This is a genomic window from Limnohabitans sp. Rim11 (assembly GCF_001269365.1).
GTDB lineage: Bacteria > Pseudomonadota > Gammaproteobacteria > Burkholderiales > Burkholderiaceae_C > Limnohabitans_A.
Map to the genome: position 1 here is coordinate 81,943 of NZ_CXOM01000002.1, position 14,042 is coordinate 95,984.

Annotated in this window: 10 protein-coding genes and 1 pseudogene; 1 reads left to right on the forward strand and 10 read right to left on the reverse strand. The window is 54.3% G+C overall.

Going from position 1 to position 14,042, the window contains the following annotated elements; translation table 11 throughout:
* The first annotated feature begins 47 nt into the window (after positions 1-47).
* Positions 48-1,202, forward strand: coding sequence for a 50S ribosomal protein L11 methyltransferase (locus AMM03_RS05085; protein WP_228764573.1), 1,155 nt, complete (start codon positions 48-50; stop codon positions 1,200-1,202).
* Between the two features lie 72 nt (positions 1,203-1,274).
* Here AMM03_RS05085 and aspS read toward each other — a convergent pair whose 3' ends face one another.
* From aspS to AMM03_RS05135, 10 genes and pseudogenes are all read right to left on the reverse strand, one after another.
* The gene (gene aspS, locus AMM03_RS05090; protein ID WP_090129413.1) at positions 1,275-3,074 is read right to left on the reverse strand and encodes an aspartate--tRNA ligase; all 1,800 of its coding nucleotides are present in this window, start codon (positions 3,072-3,074) and stop codon (positions 1,275-1,277) included.
* 45 nt (positions 3,075-3,119) lie between these two features.
* Entirely contained in the window at positions 3,120-3,785 is a 666-nt protein-coding gene (locus AMM03_RS05095; RefSeq protein WP_194942784.1) for a DUF502 domain-containing protein, read from the reverse strand.
* A 10-nt stretch (positions 3,786-3,795) separates the two neighbouring features.
* The gene (locus AMM03_RS05100) at positions 3,796-4,137 is read right to left on the reverse strand and encodes an FmdB family zinc ribbon protein (protein ID WP_090129414.1); all 342 of its coding nucleotides are present in this window, start codon (positions 4,135-4,137) and stop codon (positions 3,796-3,798) included.
* A gap of 37 nt (positions 4,138-4,174) precedes the next feature.
* Positions 4,175-5,623: pseudogene (locus AMM03_RS05105) on the reverse strand (sodium:solute symporter family protein).
* Positions 5,624-5,634: 11 nt separating this feature from the next.
* Entirely contained in the window at positions 5,635-7,206 is a 1,572-nt protein-coding gene (gene ubiB, locus AMM03_RS05110) for a ubiquinone biosynthesis regulatory protein kinase UbiB (protein ID WP_090129415.1), read from the reverse strand.
* Positions 7,203-7,751 (reverse strand): hypothetical protein, encoded by a 549-nt coding sequence (locus AMM03_RS05115; RefSeq protein ID WP_090129416.1) that lies wholly within the window; start codon positions 7,749-7,751, stop codon positions 7,203-7,205. Before AMM03_RS05115 ends, ubiB begins: the two co-directional genes overlap by 4 nt.
* 60 nt (positions 7,752-7,811) lie before the next feature.
* Positions 7,812-8,849 (reverse strand): Tim44 domain-containing protein, encoded by a 1,038-nt coding sequence (locus AMM03_RS05120; RefSeq protein WP_228764574.1) that lies wholly within the window; start codon positions 8,847-8,849, stop codon positions 7,812-7,814.
* A 31-nt stretch (positions 8,850-8,880) separates the two neighbouring features.
* A complete protein-coding gene (gene ubiE / locus AMM03_RS05125; RefSeq protein ID WP_090129417.1) occupies positions 8,881-9,612 on the reverse strand; it encodes a bifunctional demethylmenaquinone methyltransferase/2-methoxy-6-polyprenyl-1,4-benzoquinol methylase UbiE in 732 nt (243 codons plus the stop codon).
* 13 nt (positions 9,613-9,625) lie between these two features.
* On the reverse strand, positions 9,626-10,042 hold the full coding sequence (locus AMM03_RS05130) for a gamma-butyrobetaine hydroxylase family protein (protein ID WP_090130601.1): 417 nt from the start codon (positions 10,040-10,042) through the stop codon (positions 9,626-9,628).
* A 25-nt stretch (positions 10,043-10,067) separates the two neighbouring features.
* Entirely contained in the window at positions 10,068-13,940 is a 3,873-nt protein-coding gene (locus AMM03_RS05135) for a DUF3683 domain-containing protein (RefSeq protein WP_090129418.1), read from the reverse strand.
* Between the last annotated feature and the right edge of the window lie 102 nt (positions 13,941-14,042).

The window sequence follows — 14,042 nt, forward strand, 5'->3', positions numbered from 1 at the left end:
AAAGTTCTTCCTCAAGCTCTCCTTCAACAAGTTCGGTATCGACGTCCTTGACCCACCTTATCTGGCAAGAAAACGGCCACCACTGTGAGGACGAGTGGCGCAGCGAAAGAGGTGCGCCTGCGCCCAAGCGTGTGGTTCTGGCCGATGACACCCTGAGCGCCGACAGCGCATATCGCTTGGCCTGCGCAGGCACAGGCATGCTCTGGCGTGGCGATTTTCAAAATGCTCGCTTGCTGCTCCAAGCCCTGGCGCGCCGTTGCGATGCGCCCAAGAAAGTTCGTCGCGCGTCCAAAACCAATCCCGAGGTAACGCACTCTCCTCAAGAGAACTTCCATTTGCACCGCCAAGCCCAATCGCAACGCGCACGCACCTTGAGCATGATCTTGATTCAGGTCAATCCAGACCGACAGATCAGTCTGCGCCGGGCGCCTGATTGGCGCGAGGCCATGAAGGAAGCTTGGGGTCCTGCGGGCACCACCGGCTGCGTCACCTCACTGCGTGAATTGCTGGGCCTGGTCGGTGCGCATGAGTGGCACCAAAAAGGCATGGAAATCTCTGCCCTAGGTAGCGCCCCCCACAACCGCATTCATCCCAGTTATGGCGTGTTTTCGCCGGTGCGGGGCGAATACATTCAACTGGTGGCCGATGCGCCCTTGCCCAGCACCGAATTGGCTTTTGACATTGGTGTGGGCACGGGTGTGTTGTCTGCTGTACTGGCCAAGCGTGGCGTGAAGCGCGTGGTGGGCACCGACCTAGATACCCGGGCTTTGACTTGTGCCAAAGAAAACATTCAGCGCTTAGGACTTCAAGGCAAAGTTGAGTTGACCCAAGCCGACCTCTTCCCTGTAGGCAAAGCACCCTTGGTTGTGTGCAACCCCCCTTGGCTGCCTGCACGCGCCAGCGCGCCCATCGAGCGGGCCATCTACGATGAGAACAGCGCCATGCTGAAAGGCTTCTTGGCGGGCTTGGCAGCGCATCTAACGCCTAAGGGCGAAGGCTGGTTGATCTTGTCAGACTTGGCGGAGCATTTGGGACTGCGCACCCGTGCAGAACTCGAAGAATGGATTGCGGCTGGTGGCCTCAAAGTGATCGACAAACTCGACACCAAGGCTGAGCACAAGAAGGTTCAAGACGAAAACGATCCCTTGCATGCCGCTAGGGCTGCTGAAGTCACTTCTTTATGGCGTTTGGCTGCCAAGTAGTCTGCATATTCCAATCTGTAAGATGGCCTCATGCCATCATGAAAAAAGGCCGCTTCAAGCGGCCTTTTTGCTTTAAGCCTTGACGGCTTCGGGGTTGCGAACCCGAATGTGCAATTCGCGCAATTGCTTCTCGTCCACAGGGCTTGGGGCTTGGGTGAGCAAGCACTGAGCACGTTGTGTTTTGGGGAAGGCAATCACGTCGCGAATGGACTCGGCACCGGTCATCAAGGTGATGATGCGGTCCAAACCAAAAGCCAAGCCGCCGTGAGGTGGCGCGCCATACTGCAAAGCGTCGAGCAAGAAACCAAACTTAAGTTGGGCTTCTTCGGGCGTGATCTTCAAAGCGTCAAACACTTTTTGCTGCACGTCGGCGCGGTGAATACGCACAGAACCACCGCCAATTTCCCAGCCGTTCAAGACCATGTCATAGCCTTTGGCAATGCACTTCTCAGGGGCGGTGACCATCCAATCTTCGTGGCCGTCTTTGGGCGCAGTGAAGGGGTGGTGCACGGCGGTATAACGCTGTGACTCTTCGTCGTATTCGAACATGGGGAAGTCGACCACCCACATTGGGGCCCAACGGTTTTCGAACAAGCCCGATTTTTTGGCAAATTCGCTGTGACCAATTTTGAGGCGCAAAGCACCAATGCCATCGTTGACCACTTTGGCTTTGTCGGCGCCGAAGAACAAGATGTCGCCGTCTTGGGCGTTGGTGCGCTTCAGAATTTCGGCGATGGCCGCATCGTGCAAGTTCTTGACGATAGGGCTTTGCAAACCGTCGCGACCTTTGGCCACTTCGTTGACCTTGATCCAAGCTAAGCCTTTGGCGCCATAAATTTTGACGAACTCGGTGTAACCATCGATCTCGCCGCGGCTGATGTCCGCGCCACCAGGCACGCGCAATGCCACCACACGGCCACCGGGCGTGGTGGCAGGTGTACTGAACACCTTGAAGTCCACATCGCCCATGATGTCGGTCAGTTCGGTGAACTCCAACTTGACGCGCAGGTCGGGCTTGTCAGAACCAAAGCGGTGCATGGCTTCTGAATAAGCCATGACAGGGAAGACTCCCAGGTCGATGTTCAAAACTTTCTTGAACACGCTGCTGATCATGCCTTGGAACATGTCGCGGATTTCTTGCTCGCCCAAGAAGGACGTTTCAATATCAATCTGCGTGAATTCGGGCTGACGGTCGGCGCGCAAGTCTTCGTCGCGGAAGCACTTGGTGATTTGGTAGTAACGGTCATAGCCGGCCACCATAAGCAGCTGCTTGAACAACTGAGGCGACTGGGGCAAGGCAAAGAACTGTCCATCGTGCACACGGCTGGGTACCAAGTAATCGCGCGCGCCTTCGGGCGTGCTCTTGGTCAGCATGGGGGTTTCGATGTCGATGAAGCCGTTTTCGTCCAAGAACTTGCGCACTTCCATGGCCACTTTGTAACGCAGCATCAGGTTGTTTTGCATATAGGGGCGGCGCAGGTCCAACACGCGGTGTGTGAGGCGGGTGGTTTCAGACAGGTTGTCGTCGTCCAACAAGAAAGGTGGCGTGACGGATGGGTTGAGCACCGTCAGTTCGTGGCACAAGATTTCAATCTTGCCGCTTTTGAGGTTGTCGTTGGTGGTGCCATCGGGGCGTGCACGGACCAAGCCTTTGATCTGAATGCAAAACTCGTTGCGCAAACCTTCGGCCGTTTTGAACATGTCGGCGCGATCGGGGTCGCACACCACTTGCACATAGCCTTCACGGTCGCGCACGTCGACGAAGATCACGCCACCGTGGTCACGACGGCGATTGACCCAACCGCACAAGGTGACGGTTTGGCCCATCAGGGCTTCGGTGACAAGACCGCAGTAATGTGAACGCATAGACATGGAAAGTTCTTTCAATTGAAAATATTCTGTTGGCGCAAAGCCAATTCAAACTGTTGGAGCAGGGTTAGCTTTGGTGGGCAGGCTATCTGGGCCACCTGGCACCACCACGCCCATGGAGATGATGTACTTCAAGGCGTCGTCAACACTCATGTCCAACTCGACCACACTGCTTCTAGGCATCATCAAAAAGAAGCCAGAAGTGGGGTTGGGCGTGGTGGGCACGTACACACTGACGCAATCGTTGGGCAAATGACGCGCCACTTGGCCGCCGGGTGCACCTGTTAGGAACGCAATGGTCCATGAACCCTGATGGGGATATTGAACCAACAAAGCTTTAGAGAATGCATTGCCGCTGCCAGAAAACAAAGTGTCTGCCACTTGCTTGACGCTGGAGTAAATGCTGTTGACCACCGGAATGCGCGTAATGACCCTTGACCATTGACGCAGCCACCATTGACCAAAAATGTTGGCCACAAACACACCCGTGCCAAAGATGACCAAAGCCACCAGTGCAACGCCCAAACCTGGCACGTTACGCAAAGACACAGCGATGGCGTGCATACCAGGAATGATGGCGTCTAGGGCACCCAAGACGGCCAAGAAGATGCCGTCCATGGTGCCGACCAACCAAGTCAGCAGCCACACGGTGACACCCATGGGCAACCAAACCAGCATGCCGGTCAAGAAGTAGTGACGGAGTTTCAAGTTCATTGAGGCGATCTCAGTGGCAAGCGCATGAAGTGCCGCAAGCTGCAGGCGCAGCAGAGGCACTGGGTTCTGCTGAAGGTGTCGAGCCACCCGCGTCAGAAGAAGGAGAAGCCACAGCCGGGCCTGCCGCGCCGGACGCACCCGCCACAGCAGGGGCAGACGTACTGGCAGCACCACCCTTGAAGTCAGTGGCATACCAACCGGAGCCTTTGAGCTGGAAGCCCGCTGCGGTCAGTTGTTTGTTAAAAGTGGGCGCACCACAGGATGGACATTTTGTCAGCGGGTCATCTGACATTTTTTGCAAAACATCCTTGGCATGGCCACAGGAATCACACTTGTAGGCGTAGATGGGCATGTTGAAGATTCTCGCGTGGTAATCACAAAACCTTCAATTATAGGCCGCTCCCTTGCAATGCATGGTGTGCGCCATGCTTGTTCTTAAGGGCTTGGGGGCCAAGGGAGCCGATCAACATGCCCGTCAAACTGGCCAAAACGCCCGCCAACTGGGCTGGAAATTCCTCGCCTGCAGGGGTCAGAAGGAACAAAAGCCAAGCCACCAAGCCCATCACAATGGAAAAAATAGCCCCTTGGGTGGTGGCTTTGGACCAATACAAGCCAAAAAGCAAGGGAATGAAAGCGCCCACCAAGGTCACTTGATAGGCGCCCGAAACCATTTAATAAATGGAACTGCCCTGCATGGCAATGGCGTAAGCCAAGACCAAAGCACTGAAAACCAAGACCGTGACTCGCATCGCAAACAGGGCTTGTTTGTCGCCTTGGTGCGGAAAAAACTGGCGCCAAATGTTCTCGGTGAATGTGACGCTAGGCGCCAACAAGGTAGCAGACGCACAAGATTTGATGGCCGACAACAAAGCGCCAAAAAACAGCACTTGCATGACAAACGGCATTTGCTCCATGACCAAGGTGGGAAGCACCTTTTGCGGATCTTCTTGAATGAGCTGGGCAGCCTTCTCGGGCATGATGATGAGCGCACTGACCACCAAGAACATGGGCACGAAGGCAAACAAGATGTAACAAATGCCGCCAATGATGGGGCCTTTGGTGGCGGCGCTCAAACTGTTGGCCGACATGACGCGCTGAAAAACGTCCTGCTGGGGAATGGAGCCAAACATGATGGTGATGGCGGCTGCCACAAAGAACAAGATTTCTTTCAATTCGGGTTCTGGCAAAAACTTGAACATATCTTGGCTGACGGCCAGCGCAATCACTTTGTCTGCGCCGCCGGCTTGGTTGCCTGCAAACACCGCCAAAGTGGCCAAGCCCACCACCAAAATGATCATTTGAATGAAGTCAGTGATGGCCACCGACCACATGCCGCCAAACAAGGTGTAAGCCAATACCGACACAACGCCAATGACCATGCCCACGGGCATGCTGATGACCCCGCCCGACAACAAGTTAAAGACCAAACCAAGGGCTGTGACTTGTGCTGAAACCCAGCCCAAGTAACTGACCATGATGATGATGGAGCACATGACTTCGACAGAACGGCCATAACGTTCACGGTAATAGTCACTGATGGTCAACAGGGTCATGCGGTAAAGCTTGCCCGCAAAGAACAGGCCGACCAAAATCAAACAGCTGCCTGCACCAAACGGGTCTTCCACCACACCATTGAGGCCAGAGTTAACAAACTTGGCAGGAATTCCCAACACCGTCTCAGAGCCAAACCACGTGGCAAAGGTGGTGGTCACAATCATGGCCAAGGGCAGGTTGCGCCCTGCAATGGCAAAGTCGGCCGAACTCTTGACGCGTTTGGCCGCAACCAAACCAATGGCAATGGTGACAAGCAAGTAAGCGATGACCAATGTCAGTAACACAACAACACTCCTTAGATTTGGTGGAATCTTTCGAACGCTTGAAGCACGATGAGGGTGGACACAAAACCAATGGCCACATAGACAATGGCTTGCAGCAAACGGTTGGTTCTTTGCTGCTCTGCCAACAAAGCCGCCAGTTGATTGCGCTCGTGCGCATGGGTGGTGGCTTGCTTCATGTAGTCGTGCATCAGGCGCGGCAACTGAGGCAATATCTTGGCGTATTGCGGCGCCTGCTCACGCAGTTGCTGGAAGAAGCGTTTGGGGCCTACCTGGTCAATCATCCACTGCTCAAGGAACGGCTTGGCGGTGTTCCACAAATCGAGTTCGGGGTCTAACTGTCGGCCCAAGCCTTCGATGTTGAGCAAGGTTTTTTGCAGCAGCACCAGTTGCGGTTGAATTTCTACATTGAAGCGGCGCGATGTTTGGAACAAGCGCATCAGCACCATGCCCAAAGAAATTTCTTTGAGGGGCCGATCAAAATAAGGTTCGCACACTGAGCGAATAGCCGATTCAAGTTCGTCCACGCGTGTGGTGCTGGGCACCCAACCCGACTCAATGTGCAACTCGGCCACCCGCTTGTAATCGCGCCTAAAAAACGCGCTGAAGTTTTGCGCCAAATATTCTTTGTCGTATTCTGTCAGTGTGCCCACGATGCCAAAGTCGAGGGAGATATAGCGTCCCAAAGTTTCTGGCTCGATGCTGACCTGAATGTTGCCGGGGTGCATGTCGGCATGGAAGAAGCCATCGCGAAAAACTTGTGTAAAGAAAAGCGTCACGCCATCTTTGGCCAATTGGGGAATGTCGACACCTGCGTTTCGAAGGGCATCGACCTGGCTAATCGGCAGACCCTTCATGCGCTCCATCACAATGACTTCAGGGTGGCAGTAGTCCCAATACATTTCTGGAATAAGGACCAAGTTGAGGCTTTGCATGTTGCGGCGCAATTGCGCGGCATTGGCGGCTTCTCGGACCAAGTCCAGTTCATCGTGCAAATGCTTGTCAAATTCGGCCACCACTTCGCGTGGCTTCAAGCGTTTGCCGTCGGCGCTGACTTTTTCAAGCCAACCCGCCATCATGCGCATGAGGTTCAGATCTTTTTCAATGGCTGGCAGCATGTTGGGGCGAAGTACCTTGACGGCCACTTCTTGCACCAAGCCTTCTTTGTTCTTTAGCAGCGCAAAGTGCACCTGAGCAATCGAAGCACTGGCCACGGGCAAGTGGTCGAAAGACTCGAAAATTTCTCCCACAGAGCGGCCAAAAGCACGCTCAATGGTGGCCACGGCAATGTCCGAACTGAAGGGTGGCACGCGGTCTTGCAACCTGGCCAATTCAATCGCAATGTCATCTGGCAAGAGGTCGCGCCGAGTGGACATGACTTGTCCAAACTTAACAAAAATGGGCCCCAAGCCTTCAAGGGCCAAACGCAAACGCTCGCCGCGAGATACTTGGTGCACGCGGCCAAAGCTAAGAACACGCGACAGAAGTCTCAACCAAGGCTGTTTGAAGTTGGACAGCATGATTTCATGCAATCCAAATCGCCAGACGGTCCAAACAATGAAGGCTCCCCGAAAAAATCGGTTCATGGCGTTGTCCTGTGTAGATCGGTGGTGCCAGCAGATTTGCCCACAAATTTTTGCAGCGCCTGCCACATTTGACGGCCACCCGTGACCAAAGTATGGGCCGCAGCATCGCCCAATAACTTGGACAAGTCCTCTTCAAAATCCCAGCGCACATGGTCAATCAACCAATTGACTTCGGCGGCCAATTGGACGTCACCTTCAATGTGAACGCCCGGCTTTTCGCCTTTGAAAACTGCAGAGGCCATGCTGATCGGTGAGTTGTCGGTGAGGGTTAATTTGAGATCGAATTTTTGATCTGAAACGCGCTCAAGCAAACCCGCAGGTGTGGTCGATAGTTGAATGAGTTTGTCTTGCCACTGCAATTGAATGCAACGACCCTTTTGTCGCTTGAGTCTGTTCTGAGCCTCGGGCTCTTGGCCAATGACGTGGTTCAAAAGCAAAACCAAGCGATTGACAGACTCGTCGATCAACCAAACGGGGGGCTGTGTGTTGGAGACAAATTGCGCTAGCGCATCGCTCACCAAAGAAAAAGGGGACTGTGTTGCCATAGTCCCCAATTATTCCCGAAAGCTTAGCTTTCGCCAGCCTTAGAACAAGAATGTCTTTAATTATTGCAAGGCTTGAACGCCTGCAACCAACCAGCCGCTGTTGCCGTTTTTGGGCTTGGTCATGTTCCAAACTTCACGGAAGGGGCTTGGCGCTGCCTCAGCTTCTTCACGGATGACGCCATTGAACTCGACGCTGGCCATGTAAACCTCGGGCAATTCTTCGATGCCCAGCAACTGTGCATCCAACTTGACCACTTCGGTCTTGTTGGGTTGACCGGGGAAGTTGGCTTCGCGTTCTGCCAATTGGGTTTTGATTTCAGACAACATGCTGTCGGTCATCATGGCCCTGAGTGAGCCCATGTCGGCACGGTCCCAAGCATCTTGCAAAGTGATGAAGTTGCGTTTGGCCGCTTCTACAAAACTGTTGCTGTCAAAGCCTTCAGGCACGCCCCAAGTCTGTGAGCCTTGAAGTGCAGAGGCACCTTCAGTGGCTACCTGAGACACACCGCTACCAATGGCAGATCCAATCATGGAGCCGCCCGTTTGAGGATTGGCTTCAGGCGTTGAATCAAAGCGTGTGCTTTGTGACTCCCAAGGCCTGGCAGATGAATCGTTGCCCACTTTTTCGGGGTTGTATTGACGCAACGTGGCTGGCGCTTCTGGGGTTTGACCAGCTCCTTGGTAGGCCAAGCCACCTTGGTTTGCTGCGCCACCCTTGCGTGAACGCAAGAAATAACCAATGACGCCGACGGCCACCATGGCCAACAAAGCAAACATCAGCATGTTGCCAAATGCCTCTCCCATGCCCAAGCTGTTGGCCAACCAAGCCAAGCCCAAGCCAGCGGCCAAACCACCCAACATAGCGCCCCATGGACGCTTGGCGGGTGCCGTAGCAGGTGCTGCAGCTGGCGCAGGTTTTGCGGGTGCAGCCGCCTGGCTAGGTGCCGCAGGCGCAGCAGGCTTAACCGCTTCGCGTTGCGACACGTTGTTGGATTGTTGTCCGACTGATTTGCCACCGCCCATGCGGCGTGCAGCCTCAGCATTCAAAGAGCTGAGAGCCAAAAACAAGGTCAAGATGAGGCCGAAAAATTTAGTCACTTTGTCTCCGAGAAATTCAGAAAAAAAACAATCAACATTTGATGCCGACGTGTAAGGCTACCACCCCTGCACTTAAATTGTGAAATTCAGCATGTCCAAATCCGGCATTTTTCATAAGGGCTTTCAGCTCTTCTTGTCCTGGATGCATGCGAATAGACTCGGCCAAATATCGGTAGCTGGCGTCATCGCCTGCCACCCATTTGCCCAGTTTGGGAAGGATGTTGAAAGAGTACCAGTCGTAGGCTTTCTCGAGGGGCTTGGCCACTTTGGAAAACTCCAAGACCAGCAACTTGCCACCCGGCTTCAGCACGCGACACATTTCTTTGAGAGCCAAGTCTTTGTGGGTCATGTTGCGCAATCCAAACGCCACGCTGACCACATTGAAATGGTCGTTGGGAAAAGGCAACTTTTCGGCATCACAAACCAAGGTGGGCAAAACCACCCCTTCGTTGACCAGGCGGTCGCGGCCGGTCCGTAGCATGGCTTCGTTGATGTCGGTGTGAACCACACGGCCCGTTGCGCCGACTTTTTTGGAAAACGCCAAGGACAAATCGCCAGTGCCACCCGCAATGTCGAGTACCTGATCGCCTTCTTTGAGATTGGCAAGCTGAACGGTATAGGCCTTCCAAACACGGTGCAGGCCCGCCGACATCAGGTCGTTCATGATGTCGTACTTGGACGCGACCGAATCGAAAACGCCGCGCACATGCTTGGCCTTTTCTTGTTCATCAACCGTCTTAAATCCGAAATGGGTGGAACTCATGGCATCACTCCGTTCAATGTGAATGGCCACACGAGGCGCCACCAGCTACAGGCATGGGATCGTCACGCGCCACACCAGCGGCTTGCAAGCGTTCGTTGTATTGGGACCAGAGACCGTCTTGTTCTGAACCTAAGTAGTACAGGTAGTCCCAAGAAAAAATGCCACTGTTGTGACCATCTGAAAATGTGGGCTGGACTGCGTAATTGCCAACCTGAGCCATTTCCATAATGTCCACTTCGCGTTTGCCTGTTTGCAAGACTTCTTGCCCTGGGCCATGGCCCTGCACTTCGGCAGAGGGAGAGTAGACGCGCATCAACTCAAAGGGAATGCGAAACGTGTTGCCATCCGAAAAACCCACCTCCAAAACACGGCTTTGACCATGTAAGGTAATGGCTGTGGGCGACGGGGCGCCTGCTGTCAATCCGGCCATAAGGCTTTCTTTCGTGATGCTGTCGTTAAACCAAAACGCGTTCAATGCCGCCTGCGTTGGCAGCGGCCACATACTCGGGCATCCACTGCTCGCCCAAAATGTGTTTGGCCATTTCCACCACGATGTAATCTGCTTCTAACAAACCATTTTGCAAATCATCACCATAGCGTGACAAGCCTTGCAAACAGCTAGGGCAGCTGGTCAACACCTTGATGTTTTCTTTTTCGCCCACCATGCCGCTGTCGCGCATTTGAGTTTCGCTCTTGCGAATTTCTTCTTCCTTACGGAAGCGCACTTGGGTGGCAATGTCGGGGCGCGTCACGCCCAAAGTACCCGACTCGCCGCAGCAGCGATCTGACTTCAAAACTTGCGGGCCCAGCAAAGACTTGACGGTCTTCATGGGGTCTTGCAACTTCATGGGGCTGTGGCAAGGGTCGTGATACAGGTACGCGCCGTTGTTATTGAGCGTCATGCCTTTTTCAAGCAGGTACTCGTGAATGTCCACAATGCGGCAACCTGGGAAAATCTTGTCAAACTCGTAGCCCTGCAACTGGTCGTAGCAGGTGCCGCAGCTGACCACCACCGTTTTGATGTCGAGGTAGTTCAGGGTGTTGGCCACCCGGTGGAACAACACGCGGTTGTCGGTGATGATTTTCTCGGCCTTGTCAAACTGACCACTGCCCTTTTGCGGGTAGCCACAGCACAGGTAGCCAGGCGGCAACACAGTTTGCACGCCGGTATGCCACAACATGGCCTGCGTGGCCAAACCTACTTGGCTGAACAATCGCTCAGAGCCACAACCGGGGAAGTAAAACACCGCCTCGGTTTCGGGTGTGGTGATCTTCGGATTGCGAATGATCGGCACGTATTCTTGATCTTCAATGTCAAGCAAGGCGCGCGCCGTTTTCTTGGGCAAGCCGCCAGGCATCTTCTTGTTGATGAAGTGAATGACCTGCTCTTTGATGGGCGCCGCACCAATGCTGGCGGGTGGTGCTTTGGTTTGCTTGCGTGCAAAAGTTTTGAGCAAATCGTGTGCAAAACGCTGCAACTTCATGCCTACGCCCACCATGCCAGCGCGTGCCAGCTTGATGGTGTCAGGGTTGGTGGCGTTCAGCATGAACATGGCCGCAGCATTGCCAGGGCGGAATGTTTTCTGGCCCATTTTGCGCAGCAAATTGCGCATGTTCATGGACACTTCGCCAAAGTCAATTTTGACCGGGCAAGGTGAGAGGCACTTGTGACACACCGTGCAATGGTCGGCCACATCTTCAAACTCTTGCCAGTGCTTGATGGACACACCGCGGCGTGTTTGCTCTTCGTACAAGAAGGCTTCAACCAAAAGCGAGGTGGCCAAAATTTTGTTGCGCGGGCTGTACAGCAAATTGGCACGGGGCACGTGTGTGGCGCACACGGGTTTGCATTTGCCGCAGCGCAGGCAGTCTTTGACGCTGTCGGCAATGGCGCCAATGTCGGACTGCTGCATGATGAGCGACTCGTGGCCCATCAAACCAAAACTGGGGGTGTAGGCGTTGGTCAAGTCTGCGTGAATGGCTGGACCGCCAGCGCCAGCGGCCTGACGCATCAACTTGCCTTTGTTGAATCGACCTTCAGGGTCAATGCGTTGTTTGTAATCGGCGAAAGGCTTAAGTTCGGCATCGCTCAAAAACTCAAGCTTGGTAATGCCAATGCCGTGTTCACCTGAAATGACGCCATCTAGGCTGCGGGCCAACACCATGATGCGCGCCACCGCTTCGTGCGCGGTTTGCAGCATCTCGTAGTTGTCTGAATTGACCGGAATGTTGGTGTGCACATTGCCGTCACCGGCGTGCATGTGCAAAGCCACCCACACACGACCCTTGAGCACGCGCTTGTGAATGGCCACGCATTCGTCAAAGATGGGCTGGAATGCCGCACCCGAAAAAATGCTTTGGAACGGCGCTTTGATTTGCGTTTTCCAACTGGCACGCAAGGTGTGGTCTTGCAATTGAGGGAACAAAGTGTCCACGCCCTGCAACCAACCCTGCCACAAGTCGCGCACATCGCGCACCACCGCCAGGGCCTGGCCAACGCGTTGTTCTAGCAGCTCAGCGGAAGCAATTTCGCTGGTGTCATCGTCTTTGCCCAAAGGCAAATTGCCCTTGCTTAAAAAGTGTTCAAGCTCATTGCACAACTTGATCTTGTTGCGCATGGACAGTTCAATGTTGATGCGCTCAATGCCGTCGGTGTACTCCGCCATGCGGGGCAAGGGAATGACCACGTCTTCGTTGACTTTGAAGGCATTGGTGTGGCGGCTGATGGCGGCTGTTTTTTTTCGGTCTTGCCAAAACTTTTTGCGCGCTTCGGGGCTGATGGCAATGAAGCCTTCGCCACTGCGTGAGTTGGCTATGCGCACCACTTCAGAGGTGACTTTGGCCACATCGTCGGCGTTGTCGCCCGCAATGTCTGCCAACAAAAGCATCTTGGGAAAGCCGCCGCGTTTTGATTTGGTGGTGTAGCCCACCGCGCGCAAATAGCGGTCATCCAAATGCTCTAAACCTGCCAACAAAACGCCTGAGCGTTTTTGTTCAGCAAACATGAAGTCTTTGATTTCAACAATGCTGGGCACGGCATCTTTGGCATTGCCAAAAAACTCCATGCACACCGTGCGCGTGTGGTCTGGCATGCGGTGCAAGACCCAGCGCGCGCTGGTGATCAGGCCATCGCAACCTTCTTTTTGAATACCCGGCAAGCCAGCCAAAAACTTGTCGGTGACGTCTTTGCCCAAGCCTTCTTTACGGAAGACGGAACCAGGAATATCGAGACGTTCTTCGCGAACCAGTGTGGTGCCATTGGCTTCAAAATATTTGAGCTCAAAGCTGGCCATCTCGACGTCGTGAATCTTGCCGAGGTTGTGGTTCAATCGTGTGACTTCTAGCCACTGTGCATCGGGTGTGACCATGCGCCAGCTGGCCAAGTTGTCGAGCGCAGTGCCCCACAAAACGGCTTTTTTGCCGCCGGCATTCATGGCAATGTTGCCGCCAATGCAACTGGCTTCAGCGGAGGTGGGATCGACCGCAAAGACCCATCCCGCATGATCGGCTGCATCGGCAACGCGCTGCGTCACCACGCCCACTTCGGTCCAAATGGTAGGGACTTCTTTGTCCAAGCCTGGCAACTTAAGCATCTCGATGCCGGTCATGGCCTCGAGTTTTTCGGTGTTAATGACCGCGCTGTTCCAAGTCAGAGGAACGGCACCGCCGGTGTAGCCTGTGCCGCCGCCCCTTGGAATGATGGTCAAGCCCAAGGTGAAGCAACCTTTGACCAAATTGGCCATTTCGGCTTCGGTGTCGGGCGTTAAGACCACGAAGGGGTACTCAACACGCCAATCGGTGGCATCGGTGACGTGGCTCACACGCGAGAGCGCATCAAACTTGATGTTGTCTTTGGCGGTGAGTTTGCCCAAGGCTTTTTGCGACTTGCGACGCAAAGCGGCCATGTCTGAGAAATTTTGGTCAAAACTGCTAACCGCAGCTTTGGCCAACACCAACAATTCGCCCACCAAACCGTCACGCAGTGCATCGGCATCGGGTGTGCGGCGTTTTTGAACTTCGCCCAAACGGTGCTGCAAAGCGTCCACCAACAATTTGCGGCGGTCAGGGTTGTCCAACAAGTCGTCTTGCAAGTACGGATTGCGCTGAACCACCCAAATATCGCCCAGCACTTCGTAAAGCATGCGGGCGGAGCGACCCGTGCGTCTTTCGTCCCTGAGTTGATTCAGCAAATCCCAGGCGCGAGACCCCAACAAACGGATCACGATTTCTCGGTCCGAGAAACTGGTGTAGTTGTAAGGAATTTCGCGCAAGCGGGGTGACGAATCGTCTGCTTGCAGAAGGTGTTGGAGCGTGGTGGGTGCATTCATGAGGTATGAGCCAGATTTTACTTCAGGGGGGCAATCACGCACCGCGGGTGGGGGCAGACACGTCACATTGAGACACGTCATGGAAACCCCGGGTTGTCACCA

Bases quoted from the DNA above. Each gene is read 5' to 3' on its own strand.
- aspS (WP_090129413.1), bottom strand. From the start codon at position 3,074: ATGTCTATGCGTTCACATTACTGCGGTCTTGTCACCGAAGCCCTGATG.
- AMM03_RS05095 (WP_194942784.1), bottom strand. From the start codon at position 3,785: ATGAACTTGAAACTCCGTCACTACTTCTTGACCGGCATGCTGGTTTGG.
- AMM03_RS05100 (WP_090129414.1), bottom strand. From the start codon at position 4,137: ATGCCCATCTACGCCTACAAGTGTGATTCCTGTGGCCATGCCAAGGAT.
- ubiB (WP_090129415.1), bottom strand. From the start codon at position 7,206: ATGAACCGATTTTTTCGGGGAGCCTTCATTGTTTGGACCGTCTGGCGA.
- AMM03_RS05115 (WP_090129416.1), bottom strand. From the start codon at position 7,751: ATGGCAACACAGTCCCCTTTTTCTTTGGTGAGCGATGCGCTAGCGCAA.
- ubiE (WP_090129417.1), bottom strand. From the start codon at position 9,612: ATGAGTTCCACCCATTTCGGATTTAAGACGGTTGATGAACAAGAAAAG.
- AMM03_RS05130 (WP_090130601.1), bottom strand. From the start codon at position 10,042: ATGGCCGGATTGACAGCAGGCGCCCCGTCGCCCACAGCCATTACCTTA.
- AMM03_RS05135 (WP_090129418.1), bottom strand. From the start codon at position 13,940: ATGAATGCACCCACCACGCTCCAACACCTTCTGCAAGCAGACGATTCG.